The following is a 16727-nucleotide window of genomic DNA, read 5'->3' as shown; positions in this document are numbered from 1 at the left end:
TCGATGAGAGCAATGAGAGTACTGAGGCTTCGGTTGTACGGCATCGCCTTCATCGCCGTGCTCGCGCTGCTGCTGTCGCTCGCCGTGGCCGTCTACCAGCAGGCGTTCACCTCGGTGGTGCGCATCACCCTGGAGGCGGGCAGCCTCGGCAACCAGCTGGATCCGCGCGCCGACGTCAAGCTGCGCGGGCTGCTGGTCGGTGAGGTGCGCGCGGTGCGCGCGGACGGCGAGAAGGCGACCCTCGACATCGCGCTCAAGCCGGAGTACGTCGCGTTCATCCCGTCGGACGTGCACGCGCGGCTGCTGCCCAAGACGCTGTTCGGCGAGAAGTACGTCGACCTCGTGGCACCGCGCGGTTCCTCGGCCCGGCCCATCCGCGCCGGGGACGTCATCACCCAGGACCGTACGAAGGTGGGCATGGAACTGCAGCGGTTGCTGAACGACCTGCTGCCGCTGCTGCGCACGGTCGAGCCCGGGGAACTGAACGCCACGCTCTCGGCGTTCGCCACCGCGCTGGAGGGCCGCGGCGACCGCATCGGCGACAACCTCACCCGGGTCGAGGCATATCTGCGCCGCCTCAACCCGCATCTGCCGTCCCTCAAGGAGGACATCTCGCGCTTCGCCGATGTCGCCGAGGTGTACGGGGACGCGGCGCCCGACCTGATGCGGATCCTGCGCAACACGGTCACCACCAGCCGCACGATCGTCGAGAAGAAGGACCGGCTGGCCGCCGCGCTCCGCACTACCGCGACCGTCGCGGGCACCGGTGAGGACTTCTTCGACGCGAACGGCGACCGGCTGATCACGCTGGGCCGGGTCTCCCGCCCCACCCTTCAGCTGTTCGCCCGCTACTCACCCGAGTACCCCTGCCTCCTCGATGGCCTGGTCCGGCAGGAGAAGGCGTCCGAGGAGGCGTTCCGGGGCGGCCGGATGCGGATCACCCTCGAAGTCGTCCGCCCGCAGGCCGCATACGAGCCCGGCGAGGAGCCGCGTTACGCCGAGCGGTCCGGGCCGAACTGCCGGGGTCTGCCGAATCCGCAGGTGCCCGCTCCCCACACCGACCTCAATGACGGTACGTCGTCCGGCCGTTCGAGCGACGCCCTGCCCGGAGGAGTCGACGTGTCCGCCACCGATGCCGAGCAGCGGGCCGTGGGCTCGCTCGTGGCCCCCGTCATGGGCGTACCGGCGGACGAGGTGCCGCCCGTCGCGACCCTGCTGTTCGGCCCGCTGGCCCGGGGAACGGCGGTGAGCGTCGCATGAGGACCACAGGAGCCCGTCGAACCGGCGCCCCGCTCGTCAAGTTCGGCCTCTTCGCGCTGGTGACGATCCTGGCGACGGCTCTGCTCGCCGCCACCATCGTCAACGTGTCCTTCGCGCCGAAGGACACGTACCGGGCTGTGTTCAGCGATGTGACCGGCCTGGAGGAGGGCGACGACATCCGCGTGGCCGGCGTGCGGGTCGGCGAGGTCGAGGGCATCCGGATCAAGGACCGGACACTGGCCGAGGTCACCTTCACGGTCACCGCGGAGCGCCCGCTGCTCACCAGCACCGGCGCGGTCGTCCGCTACCGGAACCTGGTCGGACAGCGGTACATCGCGCTCACCGAGGGCGCCGGCAACGGCACCCGGCTGCGGCCCGGCGGCACCATCCCGCTGTCCAGGACCCAGCCCGCGCTGGACCTCAACGCGCTGCTCAACGGCTTCAAGCCGCTGTTCGCCGCGCTCAGCCCAGGCGACGTCAACCAGCTCGCCACCGAGATCATCAAAACCCTGCAGGGCGAGGGCGGCACGGTGAACAGCCTGCTCGCGCACACGGCCTCACTCACCACGACGCTCGCCGACCGCGACGAGCTGATCGGCTCCGTGATCGACAACCTCAACTCCGTACTGAAGACGCTCGACGAGCGCGGTGGCCGTTTCTCCGGACTGCTGACGCAGTTGCGGCGGGTGATCTCCGGACTGTCCGCCGACCGCAAGCCCATCGGGGAGTCCCTGGTGAGCATCGGCGACCTCACGGAGGCCACATCGGGGCTCCTGCACGACGCCCGCCCGCCGCTGAAGGACGACATCGCCGAGCTGGGTGAGCTCACCGGAACGCTGAACAGGAACGAGAAGACCGTGGAGGGCGTGCTGAAGCGGCTGCCGAACAAGCTCACCGAGCTGACGGGGACGGCGTCCTACGGCTCCTGGTTCAACTTCTACCTCTGCGACTTCGACGGCCGGATCGTGCTGCCGAAGACGAAGCAGGTGCTCACCCCCGAGTTCCACGTGGCGCGGGCGAGGTGCGGCGCATGAGGATCCGCATCGCGCCGCGCAGGACGCGGCGCCGCCGCCCGGAGCCCCTGATGAAGGTGCGCATACTGCCACCGAAGCTGCCGAGGATCAGGCTTCCCCGGAAGGCGGGCCGCCCGCGGCTGAAGCCGTTCCGGGACCGCAACCCCGTGGTCGTCGGCGCGGTCGGGCTCACCACCCTCGCGCTGCTGACCGTGGCGGCGTTCAACGCCGACAGCCTGCCGGTCATCGGCGGCGGCGAGACGTACAGCGCCGCCTTCTCCGAGGCGGGCGGACTCAAGCCGGGCGACGAGGTGCGGATCGCCGGGGTCAAGGTCGGCAAGGTCGAGGACGTCGATCTGGACGGCGACCACGTCAAGGTGACCTTCAAGGTCAAGGACGACCCGGACTTCGGCACCGAGACCGGTGCCTCGATCCGGGTCAAGACGATCCTCGGCGCGAAGTACCTCGCGCTGCACCCGAAGGGGCCGGGCCAACTGAAGGCGGGCAGCGAGATCCCGCTGCGGCGGACGGTGTCCGCGTACGACGTCGTGCAGGCGTTCAGCGATCTGACCACCACGACGGAGGAGGTCGACACGGAGCAGCTCGCGAAGGCGCTGGACACGATCTCCACCACCTTCCAGGACTCGCCCCCGGAGGTGCGGGCGTCCATCAAGGGACTGTCACGGATCTCCCGGACCGTGGCCTCGCGCGACAAGGCGCTGCGCGAGCTCCTCGACCACGCGAACGGAGTCACCGGGGTGCTGGCCGAGCACTCCAAGGACTTCTCCACGCTGGTGAAGGACGGCGACAAGCTGTTCAAGGAGATCAGCAAGCGGCGCACGGCGATCCACAAACTGCTCAAGAGTTCCGCCCTGCTGGGCATCGAGCTCTCCGGACTGGTCGAGGACAACCGCGAGGAGATCGGGCCCGCGCTCAAGAACCTCAACACCTTCGTCAGGATGCTCGAACGCAACCAGGCGAGCCTCGACCGGAGCGTCAAGCTGCTCGCGCCCTACGTCCGGGTGTTCACCAACACCCTCGGCAACGGCCGCTGGTTCGACTCCTACGTCCAGAACCTGGTCGCCGCCCCGGTGGTGCCACGTACGGGAGGCTCACGATGACCAGGCGCTCGTCCGCCCGGCGCACCCTGGTACTGCTCACCGTGCTCGCGGTCGTCGCCGCGCTCGCCGTCGTGCTGTGGCCGCGCCCCGGGACCGTCCGGGTCACGGCGTACTTCCCGCGCACCGTCGGTATCTACCCCGGCTCGGACGTCCGCGTCCTCGGCATCCGCATCGGCGAGGTCAAGCGGATCACGCCGGAGGGCAACCGGGTGCGCGTCGAGCTGGAGTACGAGGAGGGCCGCAAGCTGCCCGCCGACGCCCAGGCCGCCATCATCAACTCCTCGGTGGTCAGCGACCGTTACGTGCAACTGCTGCCGGTGTACCGCAAGGGCCCGGTGCTGCGGGACGGCGACGTCATTCCCGAGTCGCGCACGGCCGTCCCCGTCGAGCTGGACCGGATCTTCGACAGCCTGCACACCACGTCCGAGGCGCTCGGTCCGAAGGGCGCGAACAAGGACGGCTCCCTGTCGCGGCTGCTGGGCGTGAGCGCGGACAACCTCGAAGGCCAGGGCGAGAACCTCAACCAGACCGTCGAGGACCTCTCACAGGCCGTCACCACCCTGTCCGACGGGCGGGGCGACCTGTTCGGCACCGTACAGAACCTCCAGGTGTTCACGGCCGCGCTGGCGGCCGACGACCGACGCGTGCGGTCGTTCAACGACAGCCTCACCAAGGTGGCGGAGCAGCTCGCCGGAGAGCGCGAGGATCTCGCGGCGGCGTTGAAGCACCTGGGTGCGGCACTTGGCGACGTGTCGGAGTTCGTGAAGAAGAACAAGAAGTCACTGACCTCGAACGTGCGGGGCCTCAGCAAGGTCACCAAGGTCCTCGTCGCCCAACGCGCCGCGTTGGAGGAGCTGTTGGAGGTCGCCCCCACGGGTCTGTCGAACCTGCAGAACGCCTACAACGCCTCCGCCGGCACCCTCGACACCCGCAACAACCCCGAGGAGCCGCAGGACCCGGCATCCCTCCTGTGCTCCCTTCTGAAGACGACCGGGGACGAGGGCGGCAAGAACCCCGACTGCGCGGAGCTGAAGAAACTCTTCGACTCCCTGCCCGAGGTACCGGCGGCCCCCGCGGTGACGGGCACGGTCGACCGAACGCTCGGCGGAATCCTGGAGGCCCGAGCATGAGCCGATTCATGAGTGTGCCGCGCGGGGGACGGACGGTCGTGTGGACGGCCGCCGGTTCGCTGCTGCTGTCGGGCTGCGGGTTCAACGGCTGGTACGACGTCCAGCTCCCCGGAGGAGCGGCGGCGGACGGCCGCGCCTACCACGTCACGGTCGAGTTCAGGGACGTACTGGACCTGGTGCCGCAGTCGGCGGTCAAGGTCAACAACGTCACCGTGGGCGCGGTCGAGAAGGTGGAGCTGGACGGCTGGCACGCCCGGGTGCGGCTGCGCGTCGCCGACTCGGTGAAGCTGCCCGCCAACGCGGTCGCCGAGCTCCGGCAGACCAGCATGCTCGGCGAGAAGTACGTGGCGCTGTCCGCGCCGGTCGGCGCCGCGCCCGTCGGACGGCTCCGCGACGGCGACCGCGTCCCGCTGTCCCGCAGCGGCCGCAACCCGGAGATCGAGGAGGTGTTGTCCGCCCTGTCCGCGCTCCTCAACGGCGGCGGTGTCGCCCAGCTCAAGACGATCACCGTGGAGCTCAACAAGGCCCTGGAGGGCCGCGAGAACCGGGTCAGGTCCCTGCTCACGGAACTCGACACGTTCCTCGGCGGCCTCGACGGGCAGCGCGCGGACATCGTCCGCGCCCTCAAGGGCATCGACCGGCTGGCCAAGCGGCTGAGGAAGGAGAAGAAGACGATCGCCGACGCCGTCGACACGCTGCCGCCCGCGCTGAAGGTCCTCGCCGACCAGCGCCGCGACCTGACGCTGATGCTCACCGCCCTGTCGAAGCTGGGCAAGACCGGCACCCGGGTCGTGAACGCCTCGCGGGACGACGCCGTCGCCAACCTCAAGCAGCTGAAGCCGATCCTGCAGCAGCTCAACAAGGCCGGCGACGACCTGCCCAACTCCCTTGAGCTGCTGACCACTTACCCGTTCCCGCGCAATGTGGTCGACGCCGTCAAGGGCGACTACGTCAACCTCGCGGTCACCGCCGAACTCGACCTGGCGGGCATCTACGGCAACGTCAAGGACAAGCCCGGCGAGTCCGGCGGCTCCGATGACGGGGACGACGGTTCCGGCATCCCGGACCTGCCGGAAGTGCCGGAACTCCCGGACGTGCCCGGTGTCCCGACGCCGACCCCGCTGCCCGAGACCCCGGAGGTTCCGGTCGCACCCTCGGCGCCCACTGACGGCGACGACCTGCTGTGCCCGCCGGTGTGCACCGCGGGCTACGGCCCCCGGGCGGACTCCGGCCGCCTCCCGGCGGGGATCGACCTCGCGCTCGCCGAGCTCATGCTGAAGGGAATACAGCCGTGATCACCCGTACGGTCAAGGCCCAGCTGCTCGCCTTCGCCACCCTCACCGCCGTCGGGGTGTCGTACGTCGGCGCCGAGTACACGGGCCTGGTGGACGACGTCCTCGACCGCGGCTACACCGTGCGGGCCGACTTCGCGGCGTCCGGGGGCATCTTCTCCGGTGCCGAGGTCACCTACCGAGGGGTGCCGGTGGGCCGGGTGGGCGAACTGCGGCTGTCCGGCCGAGGGGTGTCGGTGGACCTGGAGATCGAGGACGACGCGCCCCGTATCCCGGCCGACACCCTGGCGGTGGTCGCCAACCGTTCGGCGGTGGGCGAGCAGTACGTCGATCTGCAACCCCGGCGGGCCGGCGGCCCGTACCTGCTCGACGGCAGCCCGATACCGCGCGAGCGCACCCGGGTGCCCCTGCCCACCACCGACCTCGTCCTCAGCCTCGACCGGCTGGTCAACTCCGTCGGCAAGGACGATCTGCGCACCACCGTCGACGAACTGGGCAAGGCCTTCTCCGGTACCGGGCCGCGGCTGAGCCGACTCGTGGACTCGGGGAACGAACTCGTCGAGGCGGCGTCCGACACGCTCCCGGAGACGATCTCACTGATCGAGGACTCGCGGACGGTGCTCAAGACCCAGGCCGACCAGGGTTCGGCCATCAAGTCGTTCTCCCGCGATCTCGCGGCGCTCACCGCCGAGTTGAAGTCGAGCGACGGGGATCTGCGCCGGCTGATCGGCAACGCGACGCCCGCCGCGCAGGAGATCGACTCCCTGCTGAAGTCGACCCGGCCGGATCTGCCGGTCCTGCTGGCCAACCTCATCAGCGGCGGCCAGGTCACCGTGGCGCGGCTGCCCGGAGTCGAACAGGCCCTGGTCACCTTCCCGGTCGTCGTCGCCGGCAGCTACACGGTCATCCCGGGCGACGGCACCACCCACTTCGGCCTTGTCCTCGGCGCCGACGACCCACCGCCGTGCACCCAGGGGTACGGCGGGACGCAGCGCCGCGACCCCGCCGACACCGGCACCCGCCCGGCGAACACCGACGCCCGCTGCACGGCGCCGCGCGGCAGCGACACCTCGGTGCGCGGCGCGCAGAACGCCCCCGGCGCGTCGGCGGGTTCGTACGGCGCCGAACGGGCCGCGTACGTCACCCCGTACGACCCGGACACGGGCACCGCCACCGGCCCGGACGGGAGGCCCGTCGAGATCGGCTCGACGGGCGGCGAACAGACCGTCTTCGGAAAGGAGTCGTGGCAATGGCTACTCGTCGGACCGATGGCATGAACGCCGAGACCGATGGCATGAACACCGAGACCGATGGCATGAACACCGAGACCGATGGCATGAACACCGAGACCGATGGCATGAACGCCGCCGATGGGAAGCGGGGGCGCCGCAAGGCGCTGTCCGCCGTACTCGTCGTCGCGACCGTCCTGACGACCGCGTTGTCGGTCTGGCTGGCCGTGGGGCTGTCCGGGCAGCGCGCGGCCGAGCAGCGGCGGCAGGACATCCTGGCGGCGGCCTGCCAGTCGGCGCTGAACTTCACCTCGCTCGACTACCGCCACTACGACCGGGACAGCGGGAACGTGCTCAAGAGCGCCACCGGCGACTTCAAGGAGCAGTTCGCCGCGCAGACCGAGCAGTTGACCGAACTGGTCGCCGAGAACAAGTCCGTGTCCGAGGGACAGGTCCTCGAAGCGGGCATCGTGCGGTCCGACGCCAGGTCCGCCCGGGTCCTGGTCGTCGCCGACAGCAAGGTGACCAACATCGCCGTGCCCAAGGGAGAGGCGCGCACGTACCGGCTCCAGCTCGACCTCGTGCTCAAGGACGGCCACTGGCTGACGTCCGACGTCGAGTTCGTTGGCTGACGACCGGCCTCCCGTATGAACAGGCACCAGAGTTGAGGAGAAAGACCGTGGCGAACACGACCTCGCGAGGCCGCGGCGCCGGATCCCCCGCCCGCCGCACCATGACCGCGGCCGCCCGCGCGGCGGCCAAGCGCGCCCGACGTGTGGAACACCTCGTGGCCGAGGCACCACCACGGGCCGAGGAGCGGTACTCCGGGCGCACGGTGGTGATCGATGCTCCGAGCGGTGACGGGTGGGACGACCCGCCGGAGCCGGCGTCGGAATCCGAGAAGGCGGCGCCGGAGGAGAGCGCGTCCGTACGACGGTCCTGGCGACGGCTGCTCACCCTGGTGTCCTGCGTCCTGCTCGTGGCAGGTCTGGTTGCCATCGCCGTGCTCGGGTGGCAGTACCGGGAGGGGAGGCGCGCGGAACAGACGCGGGGAGAGGCGCTCGCGGCCGCGCGGAAGGCGGCGCCCGTCGTCCTGTCGTACGACTACCGGCATCTCGACCGGGACTTCGCCCGCGCCCGCACCCATCTGACCGGGTCCTTCCGCACCGAGTACGGAAGGACCACGACGAAGGTGGTCGGACCGACCGCCAGGAAGTACCACGGCGTGGTGAAGGCGACGGTGGCGGCACCCTCGGGCGGTGGCCTGCCCGCGGCGTCCGTCGTGTCGGCCGGACCGGACAAGGCCGTGGTGCTGCTGTTCGTCAACCAGGTCACCACGAGCACCCAGGTCACGAAGTCCCGCGTGGATCTGAACCGGGTGCGGATGACGCTCACCCGCACCTCCGAGGGCTGGAAGGTGAGCGCCGTGGACGCGCTCTAGGGTCTGTCGTCACATTCCCGTCGTCGCCCGGAGGGCGGCCTCGCGCCCGCCGCGGCAGCGGCTGATGTCCGCACCAGACGCCGCCCGACCCGCCCTCCGGGCGGACGACGGGACTTTCGCAACACGCCCTGGACGCCGGCGCCGACTCAGCTCAGCCGGAGTGCCACCCGGGAGCATCCGTTCAAGTGCCGAGCCACCACCTGGGCGCCGCCCATGCCAGCGCGTAGCCGAAACCGTTGATCGCCCAGTGCAGCGCCGCGGGAGCCAGCAGGCTGCCTGAACGGCGCCGCAGCTCGCACAGGATCACCCCGGCGGCGACCATGGCCACGACGGCCACCATGACGGTCGGTGCCACGTCTGCCGAACTGCTTCCGAAAGCCGTTGCCACGGCGGTGTTGGAACGGTTGAGTCCGCGGGACGGCAGCAGATGCCAGAGACCGAAGAGCAGTGACGACACGGCGGTGGCCCACGCCGTTCCGTGCCGGCGCCGGATCATGGCCCACAGAACACCGCGGAAGGCGGTCTCCTCCAGCAGCACGGTGCCGAACGGGACCCGCACCAGCACCCGCCACAGCAGCTGCTCCGCGGACAGGTCGACGGCCCTGGCGTCCCGGAACGCCTCTCGGCCGGCCGGAACGGCGAGAAGGAGCAGGAAGACGGCGAGGACGGCACCGGCCAGGACGGGCGCCCACCGCAGTCCCCGGCGCACACCCGCTGCGTCGAGCCCCAGATCGGCCAAGGTCAGACCGTCCCAGCGGGCGATCAGTACCAGTACGGCCGTCGCCGTCACACACGTGAGCACGTACGCGAAGGGGCCCCGCACGAGCCAGTTGTTGAGCAGGTTCGCGGCGACCAGAACGACAACGACACACACGATCCGCATCCTGCCTCCAGGATCCCGCGTCAGGGCATGGCCGCCACCGCACCTCGAAGAAATGTTCGAACATCCTCCGTGTCACCCTCTGGGCACAAGCACCTGGCAGCGGCCGGCTCGCAGGAGCCGGCCGTGAGGCTCGGCGACGAAGCCGCGCCCGAGGTCGCGGGTTGCCACGGACGCGCCCGGGCTGAGCGCCGAGACGACCGGACCGGACCGCGTCTCAGAGCCCGGTGACCTTGGCGCTCGCGGACAGCTCGTAGACCAGGGTGACTGTGCGGCGGCTGCCGGGCGGCAGGGGGACGTCCCAGCGGGCGATGCCGTCGGCGTCGACCACGTCGGGCGCCGGGGAGCATGAGTCCTTACGGACGCGTATCTCGACCGCCGAGACCTCGGAGACCGGGATCCGCTCCCGAAGGACGACCACCCGCTCGCCGTGCTCCCCGGGGGCGGAGAACCGGGACAGGTGCAGCCGGACCGTGCGGGTGACCACGCTCCGCTGGGTGATTCCGGCGGAGTCGCGGGACTCCTCGGTATGCCGGGTCACCCTGTAGTCGTCGCAGCTGCCGAAGGCCAGCTCGACGGGGGCGCCGGGGGCGGTGAAGTCCAGCGTGCCGCGGCCGCTGAATCCGCTGTCTCGGACCAGGTCCACGGGCCCGGCGAGCAGCGCGTGGCCGGACAGGTTGTCGAACCGCACCACCTGGGTGACCAGCGGCGACACCTCGGGTGAGCAGGCGTACTCGCTGCTCGCGGCTGTGGTGAACACGGAGAGCGGCACCCGGTGGGCGCGGCCGTCTCCGGGCACCGAGACCGGCGCGGGGGATCTCAGCACGCGCACCTCGCCGCCGTCGTCCACCCCGGGCAGGCCGAGCACCGGGGCTGGGCCGAGGTCCCCGATCTCCTCCTCGCGCAGTTCGACGTCGAGCGTGCGGCGCTCCGCTGCGGAGCGGTCCTTGAGCGTCAGCCGGTCCTCGCCCAGCCGCGGCGGTTCGGTGGCCGACGCGGAGCGGGCCGTCGACAGAGTCAGCCGTACGTCCGACCAGTCCTCACCGGTGCGCTGCCAGACCATCGCGTCGGTCTCCAGCGTCAGGGAGTCTCCGTCGAGCACGGCCCGATAGGCGGGCCGCCACAGCGCACACGGGGTGAGGTGGCTCAGGCGCAGCCCAACCGGCCCGGCGACCGCGGACTCCACGGTCAACTCGACATGGCCGACCAGTTCGGCGGGCTCCTCCTCGGAGAGCTGCATGGCCCGCTGGTCTTCGCCGAGTTCGGCGGCGAGGGCGGCCAGCCGGGCCTCCACGGTGCGGAGTTCCTCGCCGTGCGCGTCGCGCTCGCCGTCCACCCGGTCCAGTTCGCGGGCCCAGCGGGGCCGGTCACTCTCCCCGGAGCCGACGCCTTCGCGGATCTCCCGCAGCAGATCGGCGGCGAGACGGCCGAGCAGGTCAAGGCGGGCATGCAGCCGGTCGCGTCGCTGTCCCAGAGCCAGCCGCTCCTCTTCGAGGGCGTGTATGCGGTGGCGCAGGGGGGAGTCGTCGTCGGTGGACGGCCCCGGCCCGCGCGGCGTCCAGGTGCGGACGATCCGCACGTCGAGCACGGTTGCCGGGTGATCGGCGGTCAGCTCCGCATGGAGGGTCCGGTCGACGGCCAGCGCACTGACCGGGCCGAGACGCAGCCGCTGGACCCCGGCCTCCAGATCGAGCACGGCGGCGCGCTCGATGTGGGCGCGATCCTCGAGACATGTGACGGCGGTGACAGGAAGGGCGATGACAGGGAGGGCGATCGGCTTCGGGGCCGTGGACATGGCGTGTGTCAGCTCCTGCGGTTGCCGCCGACCAGGGCCTTGCCGGTCGGGATGCGTATCTCGTAGCCGCCGTCGAGGGCGGCGGTGGCGCCTGCGGGCAGGTCCAGTCGCCAGACGCGAGTGCCCGGCGCATGGCGATCGGGCCCAGTGCCGTCCTCGGGCGCTGCCCAGTCGGCCCGTTCCTCGATCCGGACGTCCGGCTCGGAGGTGACCGGCACCCGCTCGCGGACTTCGACGGTGACGGGCCTCGCGAGCCGGTTGGCCAGCTCCACGTGGACGCGGTGGTCGAGCACGGTGGTGTTGTTGCGCAGGCCCGCGGTGGACTCGTGCAGGTTCGTACGACGCGTGACCCGGATGCCCTCGGCCGGCCCGAGCCCCACCCGGCGGACACCGCCGGGGGCGAGCGTGGGCAGTGCGGTGGTCAGCAGGAAGTCGTCGTCGACGGTGACCTCCACCGGGCCGGCCAACAATGCCTGGTCGGTGGCGTTGGAGAGCACCAACGTGGCGTACACGGTCTGCTCCACGGACGGCACGCAGAGGTACTCGGTGCGCAGGCCGACCGGGATCTCGCCGACGGTGACGGTGTGCCAGGTGCCGTCCGACGGAATGTCGGCGCGGGCGGTGGCATCGAAGCGGTGGTCGAAGGAACCCGCCGACTCGCGGGGCCGCACGGCCTGTCCGGGCAGCGGCAGCGCGGCTACTGCTTCGGCGCGGCGGCGGTACTCGGCCGCCACGGGGTCGAAGGGAGCGTCGGGAAACAGTCGGCCTCTGCGCCCGCCCTGCTCGTCGGGGCCGCACAGGACGAGGGCGGCGTAGTCGAGCTCGGCGCCGCTCGGCTGCGGCGGACCGGCTACCGGTGCCGGAAGAGGTGGCGGTGCGGCCCGGCCGGGAGCAGCGGGCGCCATCGGGGTGGGGGCACCCGCGAAGGAACTGCCGCCGGAACGCGGCCTGCCGGCCGGTCGCGACGGGGCCGACTGCGACGCGAGGTCGGCCATCCCGCCGCCGAAAGGCTCCGGAGAGGCTTTGTACGCACCGCCGGGCACCGGCACCGCGGCCGGCGGACCGCCGTAACCCTGCGATGCCGGCGGCGGGGGAGGCAGCGGTGGCGGAACGGGACCGGACGCGGGGCTGCCCGCGGCACCCACGGGCGCGGAGCCGGCCACGACAGCCGCAGGTGCGGCGGTCGTGGCAGGGCGGGGGCCGGCTGCCTCGTACCCGGTGAACAGGTCGGCGAGCCCTGCCGGAGGCTCGCGCCAGCCAGAGGGCGCGGGGGCGGGTTGACGGCGTCCGATCCGGATCGAGCGGAGCCTCGGCAGGTCGGTGCGGCGCCGAAGATCGGCGGTGGCCAGGGCAATGCGCACGCCGGTCCAGTCCTCGCCGGTCCGCTGGGCGACCGAGGCACGCAGCACCAGACGGCCACTGCCGTCGCCCTGACGGTGCGTGAGGCGGTAGGTCGGCACCCAGACGGCGCCCGGCACCCCGTACTCCAGCTCCAGCTCCACCTCCGGCTTCGCGCCACCGGTGCCGTCGAGGGTCAGGACCGCGCAGACCGTGGTCTCCACATGTGCTGACGGTGCGTCGGTGGAGGCGCGGGCGAGCCTGTCGGCGGCGACGGTGAGCTTGTGCTCGACGTCGTGCAGCGCATCCTCCAGCTCGACGAGGCGGGTGTGCAGTCCCGTCAGCCGCTCGTCGACGAAGTCGGCGAGCTCCAGCCATGCGTCGACCGGGGTGCGGCGGTGCGGATCCTCGCGCCTGCGGGCAGGTGGGACCGGGTGGAGAGCCCTCACTTCCTCGATCAGGCTCAGCTGCCGGTCCCGGCGTCCCTGCGCCGCCGCGTACTCGTCGCCCAGCCGCTCGACCTCGCGCCGCAACTCGTCGGGCGTGCCGGTGCCGAGCGGCTGGGCCTCGACCTCCACCCGGGCTTCGGTGACACGGACCCCGGGGGCGCCCACGACCCGGGCCCGCAGCGAGCCCGGGTCCAGCGAGCGCGGCAGTCCCGTCACCCGTACCCGGCCGTCGGGCGGCACCATCCCCCGGGCGAGGCGGCGGCAGAGCGCGCCCTGCGCGTACACCACGACCGAATCGAGGGTCGACCCCCACCTCTGTGTTGACTCCACCGTCATGTGCTCCGCCCCCCGCCGTGTCCATGCTGAACGAAGCCTACGCCCGGGCGATCCGCGCGTTGGCGTCGACTCAGGTGAGCGCGGTTCTCGCCTCGTTCGTATCTGCCATGGCTCTGTCTCTCAAGGTCTCCGCTCGCCGCCGTCCCGGTGGATCGGGGTGCGTGAACCGGTCAGGGGCGTGCCCGTTCCGCCCTGGCGGGCCGCGATGATCTCCGCCGCGATGGACACGGCGGTCTCCTCGGGCGTACGGGCGCCGAGATCGAGGCCGATGGGGGAGCGCAGACGGGCCAACTCCCGCTCGGGCAGGTCCACTTCGCGCAGCCGTCGCTCCCGGTCGGCGTGGGTGCGGCGTGAGCCCAACGCGCCGATGCAGGCGACCGGCAGCCGCGGGGCCTCCGTCAGCAGGGGTACGTCGAACTTGGCGTCGTGGGTCAGGACGCACAGGACGGTGCGCTCATCGGTCGCCGTCCGCTCCAGATATTGGTGCGGCCAGTCGATCACGATGTCGTCGGCCTCGGGGAAGCGGGCCCGGGTGGCGAAGACAGGGCCGGCGTCGCACACGGTGACGTGGTAGCCGAGGAACTTGCCGGCCCGTACCAGTGCCGCCGCGAAGTCGATCGCGCCGAAGACGATCACGCGGGGTGGTGGTACGCACGTCTCGACGAAGAGCGTGAGGCCGCCGGTGCAGTGTGAGCCGTCTTCGGAGAGTTCGACGTTGCCGGTGCGGCCCGCCTCCAGCATGGCCCGGGTCTCGGCCGCGGCCGTCCGGTCCAGGTCCGGGTGGCCGCCGAGGGCGCCTTCGTACGCTCCGTCGGGATGCACGAGCAGGAGCCTGCCGAGGAGTTCGCCCGGGCCGCGGATCACCCTGGCGAGTGCCACCGCCTCGTCAAGGGCCGCGTACGACAGTGCCGAGCCGACCGTCTTGCCGTCCGGCGTGTGGGCGCGTACCGGCGTGACGAGGACCTCGATGGTGCCTCCGCAGGTCAGGCCGACCGCGAAGGCGTCGTCGTCGCTGTAGCCGAAGCGTTCGAGCACGGTGACGTCGTCCTTGAGGGCCTGGCGCAGGCGTCGTGGACCGCGCCTTCGACGCAGCCGCCGGAGACCGAGCCGATGGCCGTTCCGTCATCGGAGACGGCGAGGGCGGCGCCGGGAGGGCGCGGGGCGCTGCCGCCGACCCGCACGACGGTGGCGACGGCGAAATCCCGGCCCCGCTCGGCCCATCCGCTCAACTCGGCGGCGAGATCAAGCATGGCCGCCTGCCATCAGGATTCGGTCGGGCCGGATGGGCAGGTGGCGGTGGCGGACGCCGGTCGCGTGCCAGACCGCGTTGGCAATGGCCGCCGCGACGCCCACGATGCCGATCTCGCCGATGCCCTATGGCGCCCGCGCGAGAACTCCAGCGCCATCGGCCGGCACCTGGGGCACCAGGCGCACGTCGCCCACTTCGTGATCCGCAACCTCACCGCGGCCGAGCCCAGCCCGGACCCCGAGCTGGACGGCTTGATGGATTCGGAGAACCCCGAGCAGTTCCGCGGGACCCTGCCCACGATCCGACGCCTCACCGACTTCCGCACCACGGTCGCCGAACGCGTGCACGCCCGCATCGGCGACATCGCCGCCGGCCGGGTCGGCGCCGCCACCCAACTCACCATCGTGGCCGCCCACTTGCTCACCACGCTCGTCAACCACGAGTACCAGCACGACCAGTGGATCAGCGAAGTCCGCGCGAGAGACCTCGGCCACGCGCTTCCGCCGGACCCGGACAGTGGGCACGTACGCCGTATCGACGGCTATCTGGGCGTAGACAATCTGTAGCCATGTCGTAGACGCCCGACGCCTGTAGCCATAGGGAGAACACGCTTGTGACAAGCACCGCCCCGGACACCACCGCCGGTATGTCCCCGCGACCCGAGGCGCAGCGTCGCGTCCTCGCCGTCCTGGTCACCAGCCAGATCCTGAGCGGGGCGGGGCTCGCGGCCGGCATCACCGTCGGAGCCCTGCTCGCCCAGGACATGCTCGGCTCCACCGACCTCGCGGGGCTGCCCAGCGCCCTGTTCACCGCCGGCTCGGCCCTCGCCGCCGTCACCATCGGCCGCATCTCCCAGTCCAGGGGCCGCCGACCGGGCCTGGCCGCGGGATATCTGACCGGCGCCGTCGGCAGCGCGGGCGTCATCGCCGCCGCCGTCGCCGACAACGCCGTACTGCTCTTCATCGCCCTGTTCGTCTACGGCGCCGGAACCGCCACCAACCTCCAGGCCCGGTACGCCGGAGCCGACCTCGCCGCGCCCGCCCACCGCGCCCGCGCCGTCTCCACCGTCCTGGTCGCCACCACCCTCGGCGGCGTCGTCGGCCCCAACCTCGCCGCACCCACCGGCGACCTCGCGGACACCCTCGGCATCCCCACCCTGGCCGGGCCATTCCTGCTCTCCGGCACCGCCTACGCGCTGGCCGCCCTCGTCCTCGCCGTGTGGCTGCGCCCCGACCCCCTGCTGCTCGCCCGCAGCCTCGACCTCCAGCAGCGGACGGAGAACACCGCGGCGAGGACTCGTGGGCCGGGGCTGATACCGGGCGCGCTGACGATGATCCTCACCCAGCTCGTCATGGTCGCGATCATGACGATGACCCCCGTCCACATGCACGACCACGGCCACGGCACCGCCGCGTCCGGCCTCGTCATCGCCATCCACGTCGGCGCCATGTACCTGCCCTCGCCACTCACCGGCTGGCTCGTCGACGCGTACGGCCGCACCGTGATCGCCGCCGCCTCCGGCCTCACCCTCCTCGCCGCCGGAATCACCGCCGCCGCGGCGCCCGCGGACTCCGTCACCTTGCTGGCTTTGGCGCTCGCCCTCCTTGGGCTGGGCTGGAACCTCGGCCTCGTCTCCGGCACCGCGATGATCACCGACGCCGTGCCGCTGGCCACCCGCGCCAAGACCCAGGGCATGGTCGACGTCTCCATCGCCATCGCCGGCGCCACCGGCGGCCTCTCCTCCGGCCTCGTCGTCTCCGCCGCCGGCTACCCCGTCCTCGCCCTCACCGGCGGCATCCTCGCCCTCGCCGTCCTCCCGGCCATCGCCACCACCGCGAGAAGCCGGTGAACGGGCCCGCCCCGCCCGCAGAAACCGCCCTCACCGTCGACGGCACCGGCCTGCCCTGCGTCACCCTGCGCCTGCGCCTGCGCCAGGCCACCGACGGGGCGGCACCGGGCACCGTCGTCCACGTCATCGCCACCGACCCCGCCGCACCGCCCGACCTGCCCGCCTGGTGCCACCTGACCGGACATCTCTACCTCGGGCCCGTCTCCGGCACCGATCGGCCGGTGTGCGCCCTGAGGCTCGCCCCCGACGCGTGTCCCACCCGCTCGGACGCGCCCTGGCAGCGGGTCGAACCCGCTGCCGAGCCGGGGCATTTTCGGCCGTGAACGCGCTCGCGTGTACTGCCGA

At 71.8% G+C, this 16727-nt stretch carries 14 protein-coding genes and 1 pseudogene; 11 read left to right on the top strand and 4 right to left on the bottom strand.

Annotation, left to right across the window (positions count from 1 at the left end):
• Positions 1 to 12 precede the first annotated feature (12 nt).
• The 8 genes from CES90_RS28970 to CES90_RS28935 all read left to right on the top strand — a co-directional run bounded on the left by CES90_RS28970 (position 13) and on the right by CES90_RS28935 (position 8486).
• Complete coding sequence (locus tag CES90_RS28970) at positions 13 to 1260, top strand: MCE family protein (protein ID WP_189783619.1); 1248 nt, start codon at positions 13 to 15, stop codon at positions 1258 to 1260.
• The gene (locus tag CES90_RS28965; RefSeq protein ID WP_189783503.1) at positions 1257 to 2294 is read left to right on the top strand and encodes an MCE family protein; all 1038 of its coding nucleotides are present in this window, start codon (positions 1257 to 1259) and stop codon (positions 2292 to 2294) included. The genes CES90_RS28970 and CES90_RS28965 overlap by 4 nt, the downstream gene beginning before the upstream one ends.
• Positions 2291 to 3394, top strand: a complete 1104-nt coding sequence (locus CES90_RS28960; protein WP_373313355.1) for an MCE family protein — start codon at positions 2291 to 2293, stop codon at positions 3392 to 3394. The genes CES90_RS28965 and CES90_RS28960 overlap by 4 nt, the downstream gene beginning before the upstream one ends.
• Entirely contained in the window at positions 3391 to 4524 is a 1134-nt protein-coding gene (locus CES90_RS28955) for an MCE family protein (RefSeq protein ID WP_189783504.1), read from the top strand. The genes CES90_RS28960 and CES90_RS28955 overlap by 4 nt, the downstream gene beginning before the upstream one ends.
• On the top strand, positions 4521 to 5819 hold the full coding sequence (locus CES90_RS28950; protein WP_229913872.1) for an MCE family protein: 1299 nt from the start codon (positions 4521 to 4523) through the stop codon (positions 5817 to 5819). Before CES90_RS28955 ends, CES90_RS28950 begins: the two co-directional genes overlap by 4 nt.
• Positions 5816 to 7093 (top strand): MCE family protein, encoded by a 1278-nt coding sequence (locus CES90_RS28945; protein ID WP_189783505.1) that lies wholly within the window; start codon positions 5816 to 5818, stop codon positions 7091 to 7093. The genes CES90_RS28950 and CES90_RS28945 overlap by 4 nt, the downstream gene beginning before the upstream one ends.
• 80 nt (positions 7094 to 7173) lie before the next feature.
• Positions 7174 to 7677: a hypothetical protein gene (locus tag CES90_RS28940; RefSeq protein WP_189783622.1), complete on the top strand. Its 504-nt coding sequence runs from the start codon at positions 7174 to 7176 to the stop codon at positions 7675 to 7677.
• A 47-nt stretch (positions 7678 to 7724) separates the two neighbouring features.
• Entirely contained in the window at positions 7725 to 8486 is a 762-nt protein-coding gene (locus CES90_RS28935) for a hypothetical protein (protein ID WP_189783506.1), read from the top strand.
• Between the two features lie 181 nt (positions 8487 to 8667).
• On the opposite strand, the gene CES90_RS28930 is transcribed toward CES90_RS28935, so the two are convergent.
• The 4 genes and pseudogenes from CES90_RS28930 to CES90_RS28915 all read right to left on the bottom strand — a co-directional run bounded on the left by CES90_RS28930 (position 8668) and on the right by CES90_RS28915 (position 14534).
• Positions 8668 to 9369, bottom strand: coding sequence for a CPBP family intramembrane glutamic endopeptidase (locus CES90_RS28930; protein ID WP_189783507.1), 702 nt, complete (start codon positions 9367 to 9369; stop codon positions 8668 to 8670).
• A gap of 214 nt (positions 9370 to 9583) precedes the next feature.
• Positions 9584 to 11161 (bottom strand): DUF4139 domain-containing protein, encoded by a 1578-nt coding sequence (locus CES90_RS28925; RefSeq protein ID WP_189783508.1) that lies wholly within the window; start codon positions 11159 to 11161, stop codon positions 9584 to 9586.
• A gap of 8 nt (positions 11162 to 11169) precedes the next feature.
• Positions 11170 to 13284, bottom strand: coding sequence for a DUF4139 domain-containing protein (locus CES90_RS28920; RefSeq protein WP_189783509.1), 2115 nt, complete (start codon positions 13282 to 13284; stop codon positions 11170 to 11172).
• Between the two features lie 120 nt (positions 13285 to 13404).
• Positions 13405 to 14534 (bottom strand): annotated as a pseudogene (locus CES90_RS28915) (XdhC family protein).
• 64 nt (positions 14535 to 14598) lie between these two features.
• Between CES90_RS28915 and CES90_RS28910 the strand changes: the two are divergent.
• Genes CES90_RS28910 through CES90_RS28900 form a run of 3 tightly spaced genes read left to right on the top strand, consistent with a single transcriptional unit; the run spans position 14599 to position 16705 of the window.
• The gene (locus CES90_RS28910) at positions 14599 to 15099 is read left to right on the top strand and encodes a DinB family protein (protein WP_229913874.1); all 501 of its coding nucleotides are present in this window, start codon (positions 14599 to 14601) and stop codon (positions 15097 to 15099) included.
• Positions 15100 to 15146: 47 nt separating this feature from the next.
• Positions 15147 to 16382 (top strand): MFS transporter, encoded by a 1236-nt coding sequence (locus tag CES90_RS28905; protein ID WP_189783510.1) that lies wholly within the window; start codon positions 15147 to 15149, stop codon positions 16380 to 16382.
• A complete protein-coding gene (locus tag CES90_RS28900) occupies positions 16379 to 16705 on the top strand; it encodes a sulfurtransferase TusA family protein (RefSeq protein ID WP_189783511.1) in 327 nt (108 codons plus the stop codon). Before CES90_RS28905 ends, CES90_RS28900 begins: the two co-directional genes overlap by 4 nt.
• The last annotated feature ends 22 nt before the right edge of the window (positions 16706 to 16727 follow it).

The organism is Streptomyces capitiformicae (assembly GCF_002214185.1).
In the GTDB taxonomy this organism is placed as follows: Bacteria; Actinomycetota; Actinomycetes; order Streptomycetales; family Streptomycetaceae; genus Streptomyces; species Streptomyces capitiformicae.
Note: the sequence above shows the minus strand (reverse complement) of the source record. Positions and strands in the feature narration are given on the sequence as shown.

What these genes read in the sequence shown, in the direction of transcription:
- CES90_RS28970 (WP_189783619.1), top strand. Translation starts at nt 13, where the DNA reads ATGAGAGTACTGAGGCTTCGGTTGTACGGCATCGCCTTCATCGCCGTG.
- CES90_RS28965 (WP_189783503.1), top strand. Translation starts at nt 1,257, where the DNA reads ATGAGGACCACAGGAGCCCGTCGAACCGGCGCCCCGCTCGTCAAGTTC.
- CES90_RS28960 (WP_373313355.1), top strand. Translation starts at nt 2,291, where the DNA reads ATGAGGATCCGCATCGCGCCGCGCAGGACGCGGCGCCGCCGCCCGGAG.
- CES90_RS28955 (WP_189783504.1), top strand. Translation starts at nt 3,391, where the DNA reads ATGACCAGGCGCTCGTCCGCCCGGCGCACCCTGGTACTGCTCACCGTG.
- CES90_RS28950 (WP_229913872.1), top strand. Translation starts at nt 4,521, where the DNA reads ATGAGCCGATTCATGAGTGTGCCGCGCGGGGGACGGACGGTCGTGTGG.
- CES90_RS28940 (WP_189783622.1), top strand. Translation starts at nt 7,174, where the DNA reads ATGAACGCCGCCGATGGGAAGCGGGGGCGCCGCAAGGCGCTGTCCGCC.
- CES90_RS28930 (WP_189783507.1), bottom strand. Translation starts at nt 9,369, where the DNA reads ATGCGGATCGTGTGTGTCGTTGTCGTTCTGGTCGCCGCGAACCTGCTC.
- CES90_RS28925 (WP_189783508.1), bottom strand. Translation starts at nt 11,161, where the DNA reads ATGTCCACGGCCCCGAAGCCGATCGCCCTCCCTGTCATCGCCCTTCCT.
- CES90_RS28920 (WP_189783509.1), bottom strand. Translation starts at nt 13,284, where the DNA reads ATGACGGTGGAGTCAACACAGAGGTGGGGGTCGACCCTCGATTCGGTC.